15 protein-coding genes and 8 tRNA genes are annotated in these 18,631 nt (G+C 47.0%); 22 read left to right on the forward strand and 1 reads right to left on the reverse strand.

Features of this window, described 5'->3' with window-relative positions; translation table 11 throughout:
- Positions 1–168: 168 nt before the first annotated feature.
- From eno to rpoS, 9 genes are all read left to right on the forward strand, one after another.
- A complete protein-coding gene (eno, locus tag JM642_RS05665; protein ID WP_037421154.1) occupies positions 169–1,464 on the forward strand; it encodes a phosphopyruvate hydratase in 1,296 nt (431 codons plus the stop codon).
- A 100-nt stretch (positions 1,465–1,564) separates the two neighbouring features.
- Positions 1,565–1,864, forward strand: coding sequence for a cell division protein FtsB (gene ftsB / locus JM642_RS05670; protein ID WP_086023979.1), 300 nt, complete (start codon positions 1,565–1,567; stop codon positions 1,862–1,864).
- Positions 1,865–1,874: 10 nt separating this feature from the next.
- Positions 1,875–2,624 (forward strand): 2-C-methyl-D-erythritol 4-phosphate cytidylyltransferase, encoded by a 750-nt coding sequence (gene ispD, locus JM642_RS05675; RefSeq protein ID WP_172591540.1) that lies wholly within the window; start codon positions 1,875–1,877, stop codon positions 2,622–2,624.
- 51 nt (positions 2,625–2,675) lie between these two features.
- Positions 2,676–3,155, forward strand: a complete 480-nt coding sequence (gene ispF, locus JM642_RS05680; RefSeq protein ID WP_037421163.1) for a 2-C-methyl-D-erythritol 2,4-cyclodiphosphate synthase — start codon at positions 2,676–2,678, stop codon at positions 3,153–3,155.
- A 29-nt stretch (positions 3,156–3,184) separates the two neighbouring features.
- Complete coding sequence (locus JM642_RS05685) at positions 3,185–4,312, forward strand: tRNA pseudouridine(13) synthase TruD (RefSeq protein WP_203433107.1); 1,128 nt, start codon at positions 3,185–3,187, stop codon at positions 4,310–4,312.
- Complete coding sequence (gene surE, locus JM642_RS05690) at positions 4,309–5,058, forward strand: 5'/3'-nucleotidase SurE (protein WP_037426213.1); 750 nt, start codon at positions 4,309–4,311, stop codon at positions 5,056–5,058. Before JM642_RS05685 ends, surE begins: the two co-directional genes overlap by 4 nt.
- Positions 5,055–5,690 carry a protein-L-isoaspartate(D-aspartate) O-methyltransferase gene (locus JM642_RS05695; RefSeq protein ID WP_203433109.1) on the forward strand — a complete coding sequence of 212 codons (636 nt, stop codon included), beginning with the start codon at positions 5,055–5,057 and terminating at the stop codon, positions 5,688–5,690. The genes surE and JM642_RS05695 overlap by 4 nt, the downstream gene beginning before the upstream one ends.
- Positions 5,691–5,749: 59 nt before the next feature.
- Positions 5,750–6,646, forward strand: coding sequence for a peptidoglycan DD-metalloendopeptidase family protein (locus tag JM642_RS05700; RefSeq protein ID WP_203433111.1), 897 nt, complete (start codon positions 5,750–5,752; stop codon positions 6,644–6,646).
- An 81-nt stretch (positions 6,647–6,727) separates the two neighbouring features.
- Entirely contained in the window at positions 6,728–7,708 is a 981-nt protein-coding gene (gene rpoS / locus JM642_RS05705; protein WP_037421178.1) for an RNA polymerase sigma factor RpoS, read from the forward strand.
- Between the two features lie 83 nt (positions 7,709–7,791).
- Here rpoS and mutS read toward each other — a convergent pair whose 3' ends face one another.
- Positions 7,792–10,362: a DNA mismatch repair protein MutS gene (gene mutS / locus JM642_RS05710; protein ID WP_172589573.1), complete on the reverse strand. Its 2,571-nt coding sequence runs from the start codon at positions 10,360–10,362 to the stop codon at positions 7,792–7,794.
- A 382-nt stretch (positions 10,363–10,744) separates the two neighbouring features.
- On the opposite strand from mutS, the gene recA reads away from it, so the two are divergent.
- The 13 genes from recA to JM642_RS05775 all read left to right on the forward strand — a co-directional run bounded on the left by recA (position 10,745) and on the right by JM642_RS05775 (position 18,261).
- The gene (gene recA, locus JM642_RS05715) at positions 10,745–11,818 is read left to right on the forward strand and encodes a recombinase RecA (protein WP_037420979.1); all 1,074 of its coding nucleotides are present in this window, start codon (positions 10,745–10,747) and stop codon (positions 11,816–11,818) included.
- 74 nt (positions 11,819–11,892) lie between these two features.
- Positions 11,893–12,303: a regulatory protein RecX gene (locus JM642_RS05720; RefSeq protein ID WP_047537217.1), complete on the forward strand. Its 411-nt coding sequence runs from the start codon at positions 11,893–11,895 to the stop codon at positions 12,301–12,303.
- 554 nt (positions 12,304–12,857) lie between these two features.
- Positions 12,858–15,482, forward strand: coding sequence for an alanine--tRNA ligase (alaS, locus tag JM642_RS05725; protein ID WP_203433113.1), 2,625 nt, complete (start codon positions 12,858–12,860; stop codon positions 15,480–15,482).
- Between the two features lie 9 nt (positions 15,483–15,491).
- Positions 15,492–16,748, forward strand: a complete 1,257-nt coding sequence (locus JM642_RS05730; RefSeq protein WP_037420970.1) for an aspartate kinase — start codon at positions 15,492–15,494, stop codon at positions 16,746–16,748.
- Between the two features lie 118 nt (positions 16,749–16,866).
- Positions 16,867–17,064 carry a carbon storage regulator CsrA gene (gene csrA, locus JM642_RS05735; protein ID WP_006082602.1) on the forward strand — a complete coding sequence of 66 codons (198 nt, stop codon included), beginning with the start codon at positions 16,867–16,869 and terminating at the stop codon, positions 17,062–17,064.
- 203 nt (positions 17,065–17,267) lie between these two features.
- Positions 17,268–17,359: transfer RNA gene (locus JM642_RS05740), tRNA-Ser, on the forward strand.
- Positions 17,360–17,379: 20 nt separating this feature from the next.
- A tRNA-Arg gene (locus tag JM642_RS05745) sits at positions 17,380–17,456 on the forward strand.
- Positions 17,457–17,486: 30 nt separating this feature from the next.
- A tRNA-Arg gene (locus JM642_RS05750) sits at positions 17,487–17,563 on the forward strand.
- 82 nt (positions 17,564–17,645) lie between these two features.
- Positions 17,646–17,722: transfer RNA gene (locus tag JM642_RS05755), tRNA-Arg, on the forward strand.
- 43 nt (positions 17,723–17,765) lie between these two features.
- Positions 17,766–17,842 (forward strand) — tRNA-Arg (locus JM642_RS05760).
- Positions 17,843–17,885: 43 nt separating this feature from the next.
- Positions 17,886–17,962 (forward strand) — tRNA-Arg (locus tag JM642_RS05765).
- A gap of 36 nt (positions 17,963–17,998) precedes the next feature.
- Positions 17,999–18,090, forward strand: a tRNA-Ser gene (locus tag JM642_RS05770).
- Positions 18,091–18,184: 94 nt separating this feature from the next.
- Positions 18,185–18,261: transfer RNA gene (locus JM642_RS05775), tRNA-Arg, on the forward strand.
- The last annotated feature ends 370 nt before the right edge of the window (positions 18,262–18,631 follow it).

The raw sequence follows: 18,631 nt of genomic DNA on the forward strand, positions 1-18,631 counted from the left end.
CTCAGGCCGCGTAAACATGAGTCAAAACTCATACCCATGTGTATAAACGACATGCGTCTAGACGGAAATAGTAAACGGAATTTAAAGATTTTGGTCGTACTCTACATCTGTTAATTCCCATTGGTATTGGTTTTTTCTTTTCTCTTTTAAACTTAAATCGAGGGTAATATGGCTAAGATTATTAACGTGATTGGTCGCGAGATTATGGATTCTCGTGGTAACCCAACAGTTGAAGCCGAAGTGCATTTAGAAGGTGGTTTTATCGGTATGGCGGCTGCGCCATCTGGTGCTTCTACCGGTAGCCGCGAAGCACTAGAACTGCGTGATGGCGACAAGAGCCGTTACTTAGGTAAAGGTGTATTAACTGCTGTGGCTAACGTAAACGGTCCTATCCGTGCTGCGTTAATCGGTAAAGATGCGACTGCCCAAGCCGAACTTGATCAAATCATGATCGACTTAGACGGCACTGAAAACAAAGACAAGTTAGGCGCTAACGCGATTCTCGCTGTGTCCTTAGCGGCGGCTAAAGCGGCTGCGGCATTTAAAGGCATGCCTTTATACGCTCACATTGCGGAATTAAACGGCACACCTGGCCAATACGCTATGCCTGTACCGATGATGAACATCCTCAACGGTGGCGAGCACGCGGATAACAACGTTGATATCCAAGAGTTCATGGTGCAACCTGTTGGCGCGAAAAACTTCCGCGAAGCTTTACGTATGGGCGCTGAGATTTTCCACACCCTGAAAAAAGTACTGCACGGTAAAGGTTTAAGCACTTCTGTGGGTGACGAAGGTGGTTTCGCTCCTAACCTGTCTTCTAACGCCGATGCATTAGCGGTAATCAAAGAAGCCGTTGAATTAGCGGGTTACAAGCTGGGTACTGACGTGACTCTGGCATTAGACTGTGCGGCTTCTGAGTTCTACAAAGACGGTAAATATAACCTGTCTGGCGAAGGCAAAGTATTCGATTCAAACGGTTTCTCTGACTTCCTGAAGTCACTGACTGAACAATATCCAATTGTCTCTATCGAAGACGGTCTGGACGAGTCAGATTGGGATGGTTGGGCATACCAAACTAAGATCATGGGCGACAAGATCCAATTAGTGGGCGACGATTTATTCGTAACCAACACTAAGATTTTAACCCGTGGTATCGAGAACGGCATTGCAAACTCAATCCTGATCAAGTTCAACCAAATCGGTTCATTAACTGAAACCTTAGCGGCTATCCGTATGGCAAAAGCGGCGGGTTACACTGCGGTGATTTCACACCGTAGCGGTGAAACTGAAGACGCTACTATCGCTGATTTAGCGGTAGGTACTGCGGCTGGCCAAATCAAGACCGGTTCACTGTGCCGTTCTGACCGTGTGGCTAAATACAACCAATTGCTACGTATCGAAGAGCAATTAGGTGAAAAAGCACCGTATCGCGGTTTGAAGGAAATCAAAGGTCAGGCGTAATTTAGCCGACCGATGTAAAAAGGCCACCACTTGGTGGCCTTTTTTGTTGTACTATCTGCAGTATCTTTTTTTAATCCAAGACATTGACGCTAATTCCTCCATGAAATTTTTTGTCATTGCACTCATAGTGCTACTCGGTTTACTGCAATATCGGCTGTGGTCGGGCGATAACAGTCTGCCCGAATACTTTGTTCTGCAAAAACAGATTGCGGCTCAGCAAGATGGTAATGCAAAACTCAATGAGCGTAACCAAGTGCTTAAAGAAGAAATTATCGATCTTAAGAGTGGTACCGAAGCGATTGAAGAGCGGGCGCGTAACGAGCTTGGCATGGTGAAAGAGGGCGAAACCTTCTATCGCGTGGTGGGCGGTGACCGTGCAGTATCGAGTCCCTCGCAGTAACGGAGCACAAATGGATATCGTCTTAGAAGCCGCGCCACAGACTGAAACAGAAGTCGCTATTCAGCTGGATCCTTTCTCACCTAATGTGGTTGCGATTGTGCCAGCCGCAGGGATTGGCAGCCGCATGGGCGCGGGTAAACCCAAGCAATATTTAACTTTGTTGGGACAAAGCATTCTGGCTCATACCTTAGACAAGTTATTGTCCCATCCGCAAATTAACCAAGTGATTGTCGCGCTGCATCCTGAGGATACCGAGTTTGCCGCGTTGCCCCAGGCCAAGCATCCCAAGCTGGTGACTGTTATTGGCGGCTCTGAGCGCGCCGACTCAGTGCTGGCGGCACTCGATAAGGCGCCCGACAATGGTTGGGCTTTAGTACACGATGCGGCTAGACCCTGCTTAACGGCGCAAGACATAGATAAATTGCTGGCTTCGCGGGTGCACTTTCCCCAAGGTGCCATTTTGGCGATGCCAGTCCGCGATACCATGAAGCGCGCCAATAGCTTAGGTGAAATCAGCTCGACCGTTTGCCGCGATAATCTCTGGCATGCCTTGACGCCGCAGTTATTTCCAACCTCCTTGTTGCGATTGCATTTAAAAGCCGCGCTTGCCGCAGGGGCCGTTGTGACCGATGAAGCCTCGGCGATGGAGTGGGCGGGTATTTCCCCTGGATTAGTCGCCGGGCGGGCGGATAACATTAAAGTTACCCATCCCGATGATTTGGAGTTAGCAGAGCTTTTTTTACTGCGCGCAAATGCTTGAAGGCAAGCTGAGCGAATTGTGCAATTTATTAAATACGTTAGGAAATAAGTCATGAAAATCCGTATCGGCCATGGTTTTGATGTTCATAAATTTGGTGAACCACGCCCGTTAATTTTATGCGGGGTCGAAGTACCCTACGAAACGGGGCTAGTAGCTCATTCCGATGGTGATGTAGTCCTGCATGCCATCTCCGATGCCATTTTAGGGGCGATGGCCCTTGGGGATATAGGTAAACATTTCCCCGATACCGATGCCGCCTATAAGGGCGCCGATAGTCGCGTCTTGCTGCGCCATTGTTATGCCTTAGCGCGGGCGAAGGGATTTGAGCTGGGTAATCTGGATGTCACTATTATTGCCCAGGCGCCTAAGATGGCGCCGCATATCGAGGATATGCGCCACGTGCTGGCAGCCGATCTTAATGCTGATATTGCAGATATCAACGTCAAGGCCACTACCACAGAAAAACTCGGATTTACCGGCCGTAAAGAAGGCATCGCGGTCGAAGCCGTCGTATTACTCAGCCGCCAATAGCCTGCAACTTTAAGAGATAAGAAAGACCCATGAGCGAACTACATTACCTGTACGGCAAACCGACGGGCACCGCAGATTTAAGAACCGTTAACAGCGACTTTATCGTCAAAGAGATTTTGCCTTTTAGCCCGTCGGGCGAGGGCGAACATCATTTAGTCCACATTCGTAAGGATGGATTGAACACGGTACAAGTGGCTGAAATGCTGGCAAAGTTCGCTAAGGTTCATCCCAAAGAAGTGACCTATGCAGGACAAAAAGATAAAAATGCCATCACAGAACAGTGGTTTGGCATTCGTATCCCAGGTAAAGAAACCCCTGCGTGGAGCGAGATAAACAGCGAGCGTTTAACCATATTATCCAGTAGTCGCCACAGCAAAAAATTACGTATTGGCGCGCTCTTGGGCAACCGTTTTATCCTTACCCTGCGCAATGTCACAAACGTGGAAGACATTATCAGCCGCATCGAGAAAGTCAGCCAAATAGGTGTGCCCAATTATTTTGGTGAGCAGCGTTTTGGGCATGATGGTAAAAACCTGGTGCTTGGTCGGCAAATGCTAGCGGGCAAAAAGGTGAAAGACCGTAATAAGCGCAGCATGTATCTGTCTGCGGTGCGCTCCAATCTATTCAATACCGTTGTCTCCTATCGTTTAGCGAATTATGGCACTAAACCCTTAGCGGGGGATTGCGTGATGCTGGCGGGCAGCAAAAGCTTTTTCGTTACGCCTGAATGGGATTTAGTGGTATTAAAACGTTTGATTGAGAAGGATATTCAACTTTCTGCGCCACTCTGGGGCCGCGGAAAAATGCTGCCGCAGGGCGAAGCCGCCGAGGTTGAAACCCAAGCCATGGCTGAGCTGAGCGACGATTGCTACGGCCTTGAGCACGCAGGTCTTGAGCAGGAACGCCGCCCATTGCTACTGGAACCTCAAGGACTTAAATACGAGCAAACCGCGGATGGATTGGTACTCGAGTTTATTTTACCTGCGGGTAGCTTTGCGACATCGCTGTTAAGAGAGCTGGTTGATTATCAAGATGTGAAAGAGCTGCAATGGCAAGCGACAGTTACGCCGGATACGAATGCTCCTGAGGCAAAGACTGCAACTGAAAGCGATGTTGCAGAGGTCAATCTAATCGACAATGGCGAGTCCAGTTTATGATCCGCATCCTTGTCAGCAATGATGATGGGGTGAATGCGCCGGGAATAAAAGCCTTAACGGAGGCGCTTGCCGAAATCGCCACTGTGATGACGGTCGCACCTGATCGTAATTGTTCCGGTGCAAGTAACTCTTTAACCTTGACTAATCCATTAAGAATTAATAGGTTAGATAATGGTTATATTTCGGTGTACGGTACACCAACAGATTGCGTCCACTTAGCCATACGGGAGCTCTGTGATGGTGAGCCGGATATGGTGGTATCGGGCATCAATGCTGGCGCGAATATGGGGGATGATACTTTATATTCGGGTACGGTCGCGGCGGCAATGGAAGGGCGTTTTTTAGGCTTCCCCGCAGTAGCGATTTCGCTTAATGGCAAAGCCTTTAAGCATTATCACACTGCCGCCGTTTACGCGCGGCGAATCGTGCAGGGGCTATTAGCGCACCCGATTGCCAGTGATCAGATCCTCAATATCAACGTGCCGGATTTACCGTTGGATGAGATTAAAGGCATAAGAGTGACGCGCCTTGGAGCGCGGCATAAAGCTGAAGGCATTGTGCGTACGCAAGATCCCGCAGGACGAGAAATTTTTTGGCTCGGCCCACCGGGTGTTGAACAAGATGCGAGTGAAGGTACCGATTTCCATGCCATTGCTCATGGTTATGTGTCGATCACTCCGTTAACCGTAGACTTGACCGCGTATAAACAGTTATCGATATTGCAAAATTGGGTAGATAAAATATGACTCGAGTTGCCTTAACATCGGCGGTGAATTTAGCGAAAAAGCTTCAGGATGCAGGGATCCGCAATCCAGCCGTGCTTAAGGCAATATCCTTTACCCCACGCGAATTGTTTCTTGATAATGCGTTAGCCCATAAAGCCTATGAGAATACAGCCTTACCTATTGGCCAAGGGCAAACCATTTCTCAGCCTTATATCGTCGCGCGAATGACTGAGTTACTGCTTCAACATAAACCCCATAAGGTGCTTGAAGTCGGAACGGGCTCAGGTTATCAAGCGGCGATTCTCGCCCAATTAGTACCAGAGCTTTGCACTGTGGAACGTATAAAGACGTTACAGATCCAAGCAAGGCAAAGATTAAAGCGGCTCGATCTGCATAATGTTTCCTTTAAGTATGGCGATGGCTGGCAGGGCTGGCAGAATCGTAGTCCCTATAATGGCATTATGGTCACCGCAGCTGCTGCAAAGGTTCCTGAAGCGTTATTATCCCAGTTAGCCGAAGGCGGCGTATTAATTATCCCCGTGGGGGAAGAAACGCAGCAATTGATGCGGATTACGCGTCACTTGGATAGTTTTAGTTCTGAAGTGATAGAGACAGTCAAATTTGTTCCTTTAGTAAATGGTGAGCTTGCATAGCGCGTTTATCGATTTATAAATTACTAAAACAGTAAGATAGCCCCAAAAAGGAGTTTTTATTGTTGAATGCGGGTTTACTTTTAAACCTCAGTTTACTGTTGTTGCTTGCGGGCTGTAGCTTTCAGGCGAGTCGCCCCGCACCTGTCGAAAGTCTTTCCCACAATTATTCAAAGCACAACAAAAGCAATATTAAATCTAATTCATATAAAGTTAAGAAAGGTGACACTCTTTACTCTATTTCTTGGGCTGCAGGCAAAGATTACGCCGAAATTGCTAAAATTAATCAATTAGATAAATCGTATACCATCTATCCTGGTCAGGTTTTGTATTTAACATATGACCATAATCAAAATAGCAAATCTTCTACGACTTTAGGTGGAATTAATTCGGCAAGCAAAGGTGGGTATCAGCATAATCAAAATAAAAAACAATCAGTTAGTGATGATTTTCCTCAGAATTCTGTATCTAGTGAAACACCGAAAAAAACACTTGATCAGAAAGCAAAGCCTGCGTATTCTGCAACAAGTTCCCAACAAAATATTAACCCTTCAATTATTGCTCCGACATCGACACTACCCGATAGTGTAAGCCAGTGGCAATGGCCTGTAAGAGGTAAATTGATAGGAACATACTCTGCCAATGAGCAGGGAAATAAAGGTATTAAGATCGCAGGAAAACGTGGAGATATCATCAAAGCTGCAGCAGATGGGCGGGTGGTATACGCAGGTAGTGCGCTTAGGGGTTATGGTAATTTAGTCATTATTAAGCATAGTGACGATTACCTTAGTGCTTATGCTCATGCGGATCAGATCTTAGTCGACGAAAAGCAACATGTCCTCGCTGGACAGACGATTGCTAAAATGGGTAGTACAGGTACTAATCAAGTAATGTTACGTTTTGAAATTCGTTACCATGGTCAGTCTGTTAACCCACTCAACTACTTACCTAAGCAATGATTGTTTAGGGCCTTGTTTTGGCATGGAGGATAATAAATTGCAGTAATACAAGCAGTTAAATTAGGTTTGGGAGATTCGATCATGAGCCGCATAAATAGCACTGCCGTAGAAGAACTAGTAGATTTTTCCGTTGATGCCGCAGAGTTTGATCTCGATAAAGAGGATATCGCCGCTGATTTAGTTCAAGAACTAGGACTCGAACAACAGGTTCAAGATGACCTGCAAAAAAATCTTGATGCCACACAACTCTATTTAGGTGAAATAGGGTTTTCCCCACTGCTTAGTGCAGAAGAAGAAGTTTACTTTTCCCGTAAAGCCTTAAAAGGCTGCGAAAAATCCCGTAACCGCATGATCGAAAGCAACCTGCGACTCGTGGTTAAAATTGCCCGTCGTTACAATAATCGTGGTCTTGCGCTGCTGGATTTAATCGAAGAGGGTAATCTTGGTTTGATACGTGCTGTCGAGAAATTCGACCCAGAAAGAGGTTTCCGTTTCTCAACCTATGCGACTTGGTGGATCAGACAAACCATCGAACGTGCAATCATGAACCAAACTCGCACAATTCGCTTGCCTATCCATGTAGTAAAAGAGCTTAACGTATATTTACGTACGGCTCGGGAATTAGCGCAAAAACTTGACCATGAACCTACGGCAGAGGAAATTGCCGAAAAATTGCAAGTCTCCAGTGTTGACGTCAGCCGTATGCTGAAACTCAACGAGAAGATCACTTCTGTCGATATTCCCTTAGGTGGCGATAACGACAAGGCGTTACTCGATGTGCTTGCTGATGACGATAACGTAGGTCCAGACTTTAAAGTACAAGACGAAGACATCTCTAACTCAGTTGTGAAGTGGTTAAATGAACTTAATACCAAGCAAAGAGAAGTGTTAGCGCGACGCTTTGGGTTATTGGGTTACGAGCCATCAACTCTTGAAGATGTTGGCGCTGAAATTGGTCTCACCCGTGAACGTGTGCGCCAAATCCAAGTGGAAGCCTTAAAACGCATGCGCGATTTGCTGGGGGCGCAAGGGCTATCTGTAGAGGCTTTATTTAGAAACTAATGCTTAAGGTTGTTTAATCAACCCATAAAAAAACGCCCATTTTTTGGGCGTTTTTATTATTAAGTTACGATGAACAAAGCTATTTAACTCAAGCGTTTAAGCTCATAGAGTAAATCCAGTGCCTGTTTGGGGGTCAGGTTATCGGGATTGATGGCTTTTAGCTTGCTTACGGCCGGATTTTCCACTGGCTCCGGCAGGGCTAACAGGGTTTGAATCGGTGCCTTTGTGCCCTCTACTTGATGGTCGCGGCTCTCAAGCTGATGTAACTTATGTTTTGCCGCCTTAATCACCCGAGCTGGTACCCCTGCAAGGGCCGCGACTTGTAAGCCATAACTCTTACTGGCCGCACCTTCTTGCACCGCGTGCATAAAGGCGATAGTGTCTTCGTGCTCAATCGCATCGAGGTGCACGTTATAGACCCCAGCCATGAGTTCCGGTAATTGTGTTAGCTCGAAATAATGGGTCGCAAACAGCGTCATCGCGCCGACTTGCTGTGCTAAATACTCAGCCGAAGACCAGGCTAATGACAGGCCATCGTAGGTTGATGTGCCGCGACCAATTTCATCCATCAAGACTAAACTCTGCGCAGTGGCATTATGGAGAATATTGGCCGTTTCAGTCATTTCCACCATAAAGGTTGAACGGCCTGAGGCGAGATCGTCTGAGGCGCCAATACGGGTAAAAATCCGATCGATAGGGCCAATAATGGCACGATCTGCGGGTACAAAGCTGCCAATGTGTGCCATTAGGGTGATCAGTGCAACTTGACGCATATAGGTCGATTTACCGCCCATGTTTGGACCTGTAACAATCAACATCCGGCGTTGATTGTGCAGAGTGACAGGGTTGGCGATAAAAGGCGTTTGACTCACACGCTCAACCACAGGGTGACGACCCGCTTCAATTTTTACCCCGATTTCGCTGCTCAGTTCTGGGCAGGTATATCCTAAGGTTTCGGCACGTTCGGCAAAGTTACTGAGCACATCGAGTTCGGCTGCTGCTCTGGCAAAGGCTTGTAGCTCATGCAATTTGGGGAGGATTAAATCAAACAATTCGTCCCACAGTTGTTTTTCAAGAGCGAGCGCCTTACCTTGGCTTGACAGCACTTTTTCTTCATATTCCTTAAGCTCGGGCGTGATATAACGCTCCATATTCTTAAGGGTTTGACGGCGTTGGTAATTTAATGGCACTTGCTGTGATTGCAGACGGCTGACTTCAATATAGTAACCATGGACTCGGTTGTAGCCTACCTTCAGCGTGGCAATGCCAGTGCGTTCTTTTTCCCGCGCTTCGAGTTGTACTAGATAATCGCTGGCACCTTCACTTAAGCCACGCCATTCATCTAACTCGGCATTGTAGCCTTCACGGATCACGCCGCCATCACGGATAAGCATGGGCGGGTTATCGACAATGGCGCGCTCAAGCAGTTGTTGCTCTTCGGGAAACTCGCCTAAGAGTTGGCCTAGTTTCACTGTATGGGGGGCACTTAACTGTGCTAATGATTGCTGCAATTGAGGCAATAGGTTTAATGCTTGGCGTAGTCGGGCAAAATCCCGTGGACGAGCGGTACGAAGCGCCAGTCTTGCCATGATACGTTCGATATCACCTAGGGCTTTAAGCTGCTCATGCAATGACTCATGGGCCGCGGTCGCGAGCAACTCATTGACCGCCGTTTGGCGAGCAAAAATCTGTGCATGGTCCCTCAACGGCTGATGGATCCAGCGTTGTAACATACGGCTGCCCATGGCTGTGGCAGTATTGTCGAGCACGGCTGCTAGGGTGTTATCCCGACCACCACTCAAATTTTGTGTCAGCTCGAGGTTGCGGCGCGTTGCCGCATCCAAGACAATCGTATCGGTTTGATTAAAACGGGTAATAGCATTGATATGGGGCAGGGCGGTGCGCTGGGTGTCTTTTACGTACTGCATCAAGCAGCCTGCCGCTTGCAGCGATAGGCGAGCATCGGTTATGCCGAAACCGTGTAAATCCTTAGTGCCAAACTGGGCCAACAGCAGTTTGATACTGGTATCGTAATCAAATTCCCACTCAGGGCGGCGACGTTTGCCTTTAAAATGATGCAATAACTCCAGTGCACCAAAATCTTCGCTATAAAGAATTTCGACCGGATTCGTACGTTGCAATTCGGCTTCGAGGGACTCCTTCGTTTCTAATTCGGCAATCACGAAACGGCCAGAAGACACATCAAGAGTCGCATAGCCAAAGCCCACTTTGCCTTGATAAACCGCGGCCAACAGATTGTCTTGCCGCTCCTGCAATAGCGCTTCATCGGTTAAGGTTCCTGGGGTGACAATGCGTACGACTTTACGCTCAACCGGACCTTTTGAGGTGGCAGGATCGCCAATTTGTTCACAAATCGCAACCGATTGGCCAATTTGAACCAATTTTGCGAGATAGCCTTCAACTGCATGGTAAGGGATACCCGCCATCGGGATCGGGTCGCCACCACTTTTGCCTCGGGCCGTAAGTGAAATGCCCAATAATTCAGAGGCTCGTTTGGCGTCATCATAGAAGAGTTCATAGAAGTCACCCATACGATAAAACAGCAGCATGTCGTGATGCTCTGCTTTCATGGTCAAATATTGACGCATCATCGGGGTATGTTTTTCTAAATCATCGGTATCTATAGGATTCATTAAATCGTTATCGTCCGCTATGCCGGCCCTGAAATAGGGAATAAAGTCATACAGTAATAGGAGATAAAATCAGTTGATTTGCACTATTACTGTCTAAAATCAATTGGCGCCAATCTTAGCAACAATTTACAGAAAATTGATCCTGAAAGCGTGGATATTCACTGATATCTTGATAAATCTGCAGGATGGGTGGGTAAAAGCTTGTCTAAATGGAAAAATTTTCTGACTGAAAAATAATTCATTCACAGGTATTGATACTGTATGATTGTACAGTATACTAGTCAGCAGATTACGACAAAGAGCCTCGCTTTTTGATCACCCGCTTTATTAAATTGAATATCACTTTTGACAGTACTGATGCTGTCTAGATGAGGGAACAGGAATGAAGGTCGATCCAAACAAAGAGAAAGCACTTGCTGCGGTATTGAGCCAAATTGAGAAGCAATTTGGTAAAGGCTCCATCATGAAGCTGGGCGAAGACCGCTCTATGGATGTCGAGACCATTTCTACTGGCTCACTTTCCCTTGACGTCGCCTTAGGGGCTGGCGGTTTACCAATGGGCCGTATTGTTGAGATTTATGGTCCTGAATCATCAGGTAAGACAACTCTGACATTAGAAGTGATTGCTGCTGCTCAGCGCGAAGGTAAAACCTGTGCCTTTATCGATGCTGAGCACGCTCTCGATCCTATCTACGCGAAAAAGTTAGGCGTAGATATTGATAACTTATTGTGTTCACAACCCGATACCGGTGAACAAGCTCTTGAGATCTGTGATGCGTTAACCCGTTCTGGCGCGGTAGATGTGATCATCGTTGACTCGGTCGCGGCATTAACACCCAAGGCAGAAATTGAGGGCGAAATCGGTGACTCACATATGGGCTTAGCGGCGCGTATGATGAGCCAAGCGATGCGTAAGTTAGCGGGTAACCTCAAGCAATCGAATACACTGTTAATCTTCATCAACCAAATTCGTATGAAGATTGGTGTGATGTTTGGTAACCCAGAAACCACAACGGGTGGTAATGCTCTGAAATTCTATGCTTCTGTTCGTTTAGATATTCGCCGTACTGGTGCTATCAAAGAAGGCGATGAAGTGGTTGGTAACGAGACTCGTGTCAAAGTGGTTAAAAACAAAGTGGCTGCACCATTTAAGCAAGCTGAGTTTCAAATCCTTTACGGTCAAGGTATCAACCGTACTGGCGAGTTAGTCGATTTAGGGGTAGCCCATAAACTGATTGAGAAAGCTGGTGCTTGGTATAGCTACAAGGGCGATAAAATTGGTCAAGGCCGTGCCAATGCGGGTAAATATTTGACTGAAAACCCAGCCATTGCCGCTGAAATCGATAAGACATTGCGTGAGTTATTATTGAGTAACCCAAGTGCACTGGCATCATCAGCATCCGATGATGATAATATCGAGGGGAATATTGATTTAGAAACAGGCGAAGTATTCTGAGCCAGTCTGCCCGTCAAATTGCGGTCGCGCTGTTAGCGCGCCGCGATTATTGCCGCCAAGAAATCCGCACAAAACTGCTCGAAAAAGGCTTTGAGGTCGCTGATATCGATCCTGTGCTTGATGATTGTGAAGCGTCAGGATTTATCAATGATAAGCGCTATGCCGAGCTTCTCGTTCGAAGCCACATTGCCCGTGGTCATGGACCAATACGCATTCGTCAAGCTATTGCTCAAAAGGGGCTTACTAAAGATTGTATCGAAGCTGCCTTATCTGCAAATGAGCATGATTGGTTTGAGTTGGCAAAAGCGAAAGCCATCAAAAAGTATACGGTCCCTAAAGTGCTTGAAGTAAAAGGCTCACTATCCCGCGAGCAAATCGCAAAAGAAAAAGCCAAACGAGTACGGTTTTTACTGAGCCAAGGCTTTAATTACGAACAAGTCACCTATGCCTTAGATTATGATCCTTTGGAAGATAATGATGACTAGGGCGTGTAGACGTTTCGAGATTACATTTTGTTCGTTCTGGCAAGTTCGTGCTCGCGAAACGAGGAATGATGTGTAGTTTACTCAAATGACGAGCGGCTCTTATGGCAGAAAGTAAGAGCAAGGGCTTGCCAGACGAACCCTTCGGGCAGTATTTGGCTGGCTTTTCTGCCGCGTTATCGTCCGTTTATGTAGAATAACTACACTGCACGGACTTTGCCTTGCATAAAAGCCAGCCAAACTGCTGCAAAAATAACCCTGAAACGTCAACACGCCCTAATGTAATCATATAAACTTGCCCTGGTAAGTTTGTGCTTATCATTCTTAACTCAGTTCATCTCCCTCACAGAATTAGTCCTTTTTCACCACTTTCACCTTGGGTTGTTGTGATAAGCCCTGTATTAGATGAAAACTCATCGAAAATATTAGACTCCGAAGCGCGATATCGCTATTCAAGGCTGGTCGTCTTTCTTCAGTCTGCTTATAATGCTGGGCAAATAGAAATACGGCTACCTTATGGTGTAGCTGGTCATGCTTACCCAATTCAGGACGATTTCATGTATCAAACGACAGCAGCGCTTAGAAGTGCTTTCCTCGAATTTTTCCGCAGCAATGGTCACCAAGTTGTGGACAGTAGTTCTCTTGTACCAGGCAACGATCCCACGCTTTTATTCACCAACGCCGGTATGAACCAGTTCAAGGACGTGTTTCTTGGCATGGACAAACGTAGCTATACACGTGCGACCACTGCCCAACGCTGCGTCCGTGCGGGTGGTAAACACAACGATTTAGATAACGTTGGTTACACCGCGCGTCACCATACTTTCTTCGAAATGCTGGGTAATTTCAGCTTTGGTGATTACTTCAAAGAAGATGCGATTCGTTTTGGTTGGACCTTCCTGACTGAAGTATTGAAGCTACCAAAGGAGCGTCTGTGTGTAACTGTTTATCAAACAGATGATGAAGCCTTTGAAATTTGGAATAAAAAGATTGGCGTTGCTGCTGAGAATATCATCCGTATCGGTGATAACAAGGGCGCGCCATATGCTTCAGATAACTTCTGGCAAATGGGCGATACTGGTCCTTGTGGCCCTTGTACCGAAATTTTCTATGATCACGGCGATCACATTTGGGGTGGACGTCCTGGTAGCCCAGAGGAAGATGGCGATCGTTTCATCGAAATTTGGAACATCGTATTCATGCAATACAATCGTCAAGCCTCTGGTGAGATGTTGCCGCTGCCAAAACCTTCAGTCGATACTGGTATGGGGATTGAGCGTATCGCTGCGATTATGCAGGGGGTTCATTCAAACTACGAAATCGATATTTTCCGCGCCTTGATCGCCAAAGCAGCCGAAATCATCGGCGTGACAGACTTATCTAACAAGTCACTGCGCGTGATTGCCGACCATATTCGTTCATGCGCCTTCTTAGTTGCAGATGGTGTGATGCCATCGAACGAAGGTCGTGGTTATGTACTGCGCCGTATTATTCGCCGTGCCGTGCGTCATGGTAACAAGTTAGGGGCAACTGAAGCCTTCTTCTACAAGTTAGTTCCGACCCTAATCGAAGTGATGGGCGATGCCGCTAAAGGTTTAGCCGATACTCAAGTGATTGTTGAAAAAGCCCTTAAAGCTGAAGAAGAACAGTTTGCCCGTACGCTTGAGCGTGGTTTAGGCATTCTGGATAGTGCGTTAAACGAATTGCAGGGCGACACCTTAGACGGTGACACTGTCTTTAAACTGTACGATACCTATGGCTTCCCAGTGGATTTAACCGCCGACGTATGCCGTGAGCGCAACATTATCGTCGATGAAGCAGGTTTCGAAGTGGCAATGGCAGAACAACGTAGCCGCGCGCAAGCCGCGGGTAACTTCGGCGCCGATTACAATGCTGCATTGAAAATTGATGCTGAAACCGCATTCTGTGGTTACACAGAACTCACAGGCAATGCCAAAGTCACAGCACTTTACCTGAACGGCGAGTCTGTTTCAGCGATCAATGCGGGTGATGATGCCGTAGTGGTGCTCGATGTAACGCCTTTTTATGCTGAATCGGGCGGCCAAGTCGGTGACAAGGGCGTATTAGTGGCTCAAGGTATTGAGTTTGCTGTTAGCGATACGCAAAAGTTTGGCCAAGCTTCAGGCCACAAAGGGACCTTAATGGCTGGTAGCTTAAGCGTTGGTCAAGTACTTGAAGCGAAAGTGGATAAAAAGCTACGTCACCGCACTCAGTTAAACCACTCTGTGACTCACTTATTACATGCTGCGCTGCGTCAAGTGTTGGGTACTCACGTTACTCAAAAAGGTTCGTTAGTTGACCCTGAGCGTTTACGTTTCGACTTCTCTCATTTCGAAGCAGTCAAACCTGCTGAGCTGAAACAGGTTGAAGAGTTAGTTAACACCCAAATTCGCCGCAACCATGAGTTGAAAGTCGCTGAAATGGCGATTGATGAAGCCAAAGAAAAAGGCGCTATGGCACTCTTCGGTGAGAAGTACGATGCTCAGGTGCGTGTTGTCACCATGGGCGATTTCTCTATCGAACTGTGTGGCGGTACCCATGTTGGCCGTACCGGTGACATTGGTCTGTTCAAAATTACCTCTGAAGGGGGGATTGCTGCGGGCGTTCGCCGTATCGAAGCGGTAACCGGCGCGGCAGCGATGGCCTATGTGGCACAGCAACAGGCACAACTTGAAGAAGCGGCAGCACTACTTAAAGGCGATACTCAATCCGTTGTGACCAAGCTTAAAGCCCAGCTGGATAAAATGAAGCAGCTTGAAAAAGATATGCAGCAACTGAAAGATAAGTTAGCTGCGGCAGCGAGTGCGGATTTAGCGGGTGATGCGGTTGTGGTTAATGGCGTTAACGTGCTGATTAAGAAGCTGGAAGGCGTTGAGGCGGGGGCACTGCGCGGCCTGCAAGATGAGTTAAAGCAAAAGCTGAAATCTGCCGTTATCCTGCTCGGTGTTGCTCAGGAAGGCAAAGTAAACCTTATCGCGGGTGTGAGCAATGACTTAGTTAGTAAAGTCAAAGCTGGTGAACTGGTTGCTATGGTTGCTGCACAAGTGGGCGGTAAAGGTGGTGGTCGTCCAGATATGGCTCAAGCGGGTGGTAGCCAACCAGAAAATCTGGATGCGGCTCTATCTCAAGTATTACCTTGGATTACTGAGCGTTTAGCTTAAGAGGTTGCTGTGCTCGAAAAACGAAAGCTTAGTGGTAGCAAGCTTTTTGTGAAGAAGTTTGGCGGCACCTCGGTGGGTTCGATTGAACGCATCGAAGTGGTTGCTGAGCAGATTGCAAAGTCCGCTCACAGTGGTGAGCTGCAAGTATTGGTCCTTTCTGCTATGGCAGGAGAGACAAATAGGCTATTTGCGCTTGCGGCGCAAATCGATCCCCGCGCAAGTGCGCGGGAACTCGATATGCTTGTCTCTACGGGTGAGCAAATCAGTATTGCGTTAATGGCGATGGCGTTGCAACGCCGCGGTATCAAGGCAAGATCCCTGACTGGCGATCAAGTGCAAATCCATACAAATAGCCAATTTGGTCGGGCGAGTATTGAAAGTGTTGATACGGAGTACTTAACCTCCTTGCTGGAACAAGGCATCGTGCCTATTGTGGCAGGATTTCAAGGGATCGATCCTAATGGCGATGTCACCACTTTAGGTCGTGGTGGTTCGGATACGACGGCTGTGGCGCTAGCGGCGGCGCTAAGAGCCGATGAATGCCAAATATTTACCGATGTACCAGGCGTTTTTACGACAGACCCTAATATCGACAGCAGTGCTAGACGTCTCGATGTGATTGGTTTTGATGTCATGCTCGAAATGGCTAAGCTAGGTGCTAAGGTGCTTCATCCTGACTCGGTCGAATATGCACAACGGTTTAAAGTACCGCTGCGGGTGTTGTCGAGTTTTGAAGCTGGTCAGGGCACATTAATTCAATTTGGTGATGAGTCTGAGCTTGCGATGCCCGCATCCGTACAAGGAATTGCGATCAATAAGGCCTTAGCAACCTTGACCATTGAAGGGTTATTTACCAGCAGTGAGCGTTATCAAGCCTTATTAGCCTGTTTGGCTCGACTTGAGATAGACGTTGAGTTTATTACTCCTTTGAAATTGAATGAAACGTCACCAGCGGAGTCTGTCAGCTTTATGTTGGCCGAGACGAAAGTGGATGTTTTATTGCATGAGCTTGAAGTTTTAAGTGAAAGTCTTGATCTAGGCCAATTGAATGTTGAGCGTCAACGTGCAAAAGTGTCCTTAGTTGGCAAAGGTTTACAGGCAAAAGTTGGATTATTGACTAAGATGTTAGATGTATTGGGTAACGAAACAATCCATGCTAAGTTACTTTCGACATCGGAGAGTAAATTGTCAACTGTGATCGATGAAAGGGACTTACACAAGGCAGTTCGAGCGTTGCATCACGCATTCGAGCTAAATAAGGTGTAATTAAATAACTGTTTGAGTATTGAATACTATTAATTTGTACTCAGCTGACCCTATAATAAGCCCATCTACCGGATGAGTGCCGTGTGTAAGCTGAATTAAGACATAAAGGAGCTATCGAATGCTGATTTTGACTCGTCGTGTTGGCGAAACACTGATGATTGGTGATGAAGTCACAGTTACAGTGCTAGGGGTAAAAGGCAATCAAGTGCGTATCGGTGTGAATGCACCGAAAGAGGTTTCTGTTCACCGTGAAGAAATCTATCAACGCATTCAATCTGAAAAATCAGGTACGCCTTCAGAAGGCGGTAACTTTTAATACGAAGCTTATGCGAGTATTAGTCAGATAAAAAAGTCAGTTTTTAAACTGACTTTTTTATTTTTGAAACCGAAAGATTGGCGTAAATCAACACATTGGCTTGATATAACCGCAATGTGATTAAAAACAGTTCAAATGGAATCGGTTTCAGAAAAAGGGTTTGACTTATTTTCGTCAAACAGTAATATGTGCGCCAAGAAAACGGAGAGGTGGCCGAGTGGCCGAAGGCGCTCCCCTGCTAAGGGAGTATGGGCTTTATCTCCCATCGAGGGTTCGAATCCCTCCTTCTCCGCCATTTCTTACAAATAAAAAACTGCGCGTGTAGCTCAGCTGGATAGAGTACCTGGCTACGAACCAGGCGGTCGGAGGTTCGAATCCTTCCACGCGCACCATTTTTTATTGAAGCAAGATAGATACAAGTCGCGCATGTAGCTCAGCTGGATAGAGTACCTGGCTACGAACCAGGCGGTCGGAGGTTCGACTCCTTCCATGCGCACCATTTCTGCATCAGTTATGTTTAACTCATCAGGTTTGAATTTCAGAAGAAATTTTGTAATTAGTGCTTCAAGTAAGTGTTTTAAGCGCGTGTAGCTCAGCTGGATAGAGTACCTGGCTACGAACCAGGCGGTCGGAGGTTCGAATCCTTCCACGCGCACCATATTCAATCTTAATGCGAATGTGTTGAGATAACTGTTAAAACTGCGCATGTAGCTCAGCTGGATAGAGTACCTGGCTACGAACCAGGCGGTCGGAGGTTCGACTCCTTCCATGCGCACCAATTAGCTGACAGAGCAATTGCTTTGTTAGCAAAACGCAAAAATGCGCGTGTAGCTCAGCTGGATAGAGTACCTGGCTACGAACCAGGCGGTCGGAGGTTCGAATCCTTCCACGCGCACCATTTTAGTAAGCAATAGCTTACAAATGCAGATTTTGCGGAGAGGTGGCCGAGTGGCCGAAGGCGCTCCCCTGCTAAGGGAGTATGGGCTTTATCTCCCATCGAGGGTTCGAATCCCTCCTTCTCCGCCATTCTATTCCTAGTGAATAGATTTAATTTGCGAGACTTAAGTGCTTCTTCTAGACTCAAGTCTGTCGGTAAGGTAGCAACTTACCCAGTATTTAAGCGCGTGTAGCTCAGCTGGATAGAGTACCTGGCTACGAACCAGGCGGTCGGAGGTTCGAATCCTTCCACGCGCACCATCTACTTAGTTAGATTAGATGAGCCCTGCAAGTAATTGCAGGGCTTTTTTAATGGGATTTTTCTGGATTATATTGCTTCAATCCTTATCTCTTCTCGAGCTTTACGCCTTGATAACCCGTCTTTTACGCCACGTTATGCTTGTTGAAATGCCAACGCCTTAAGCGATGATGTTTATCGCTCTGGCTTGCTATTTTACGCGCTATAAAGAGATAGCAATAAGTGCTATCTGGGCTAGCAAGATCTGCCGTAAAAGAGAGAAGGGGAGATAAGCATGGAACAAGGGATCGATGAGCCTCTTTGGGTCTTAGGGGGGCGAGTTCTGAGAGAGGTTTGAAGAGTGTTAACGCGATTTAGGATGGAACAGGGGAA

Source organism: Shewanella sp. LZH-2 (assembly GCF_016859145.1).
GTDB lineage: Bacteria > Pseudomonadota > Gammaproteobacteria > Enterobacterales > Shewanellaceae > Shewanella > Shewanella xiamenensis.

Bases quoted from the DNA above. Each gene is read 5' to 3' on its own strand.
- recA (WP_037420979.1), top strand. From the start codon at position 10,745: ATGAAGGTCGATCCAAACAAAGAGAAAGCACTTGCTGCGGTATTGAGC.
- alaS (WP_203433113.1), top strand. From the start codon at position 12,858: ATGTATCAAACGACAGCAGCGCTTAGAAGTGCTTTCCTCGAATTTTTC.
- ispD (WP_172591540.1), top strand. From the start codon at position 1,875: ATGGATATCGTCTTAGAAGCCGCGCCACAGACTGAAACAGAAGTCGCT.
- rpoS (WP_037421178.1), top strand. From the start codon at position 6,728: ATGAGCCGCATAAATAGCACTGCCGTAGAAGAACTAGTAGATTTTTCC.
- ispF (WP_037421163.1), top strand. From the start codon at position 2,676: ATGAAAATCCGTATCGGCCATGGTTTTGATGTTCATAAATTTGGTGAA.
- JM642_RS05685 (WP_203433107.1), top strand. From the start codon at position 3,185: ATGAGCGAACTACATTACCTGTACGGCAAACCGACGGGCACCGCAGAT.
- ftsB (WP_086023979.1), top strand. From the start codon at position 1,565: ATGAAATTTTTTGTCATTGCACTCATAGTGCTACTCGGTTTACTGCAA.
- mutS (WP_172589573.1), bottom strand. From the start codon at position 10,362: ATGAATCCTATAGATACCGATGATTTAGAAAAACATACCCCGATGATG.
- csrA (WP_006082602.1), top strand. From the start codon at position 16,867: ATGCTGATTTTGACTCGTCGTGTTGGCGAAACACTGATGATTGGTGAT.
- surE (WP_037426213.1), top strand. From the start codon at position 4,309: ATGATCCGCATCCTTGTCAGCAATGATGATGGGGTGAATGCGCCGGGA.
- JM642_RS05695 (WP_203433109.1), top strand. From the start codon at position 5,055: ATGACTCGAGTTGCCTTAACATCGGCGGTGAATTTAGCGAAAAAGCTT.
- eno (WP_037421154.1), top strand. From the start codon at position 169: ATGGCTAAGATTATTAACGTGATTGGTCGCGAGATTATGGATTCTCGT.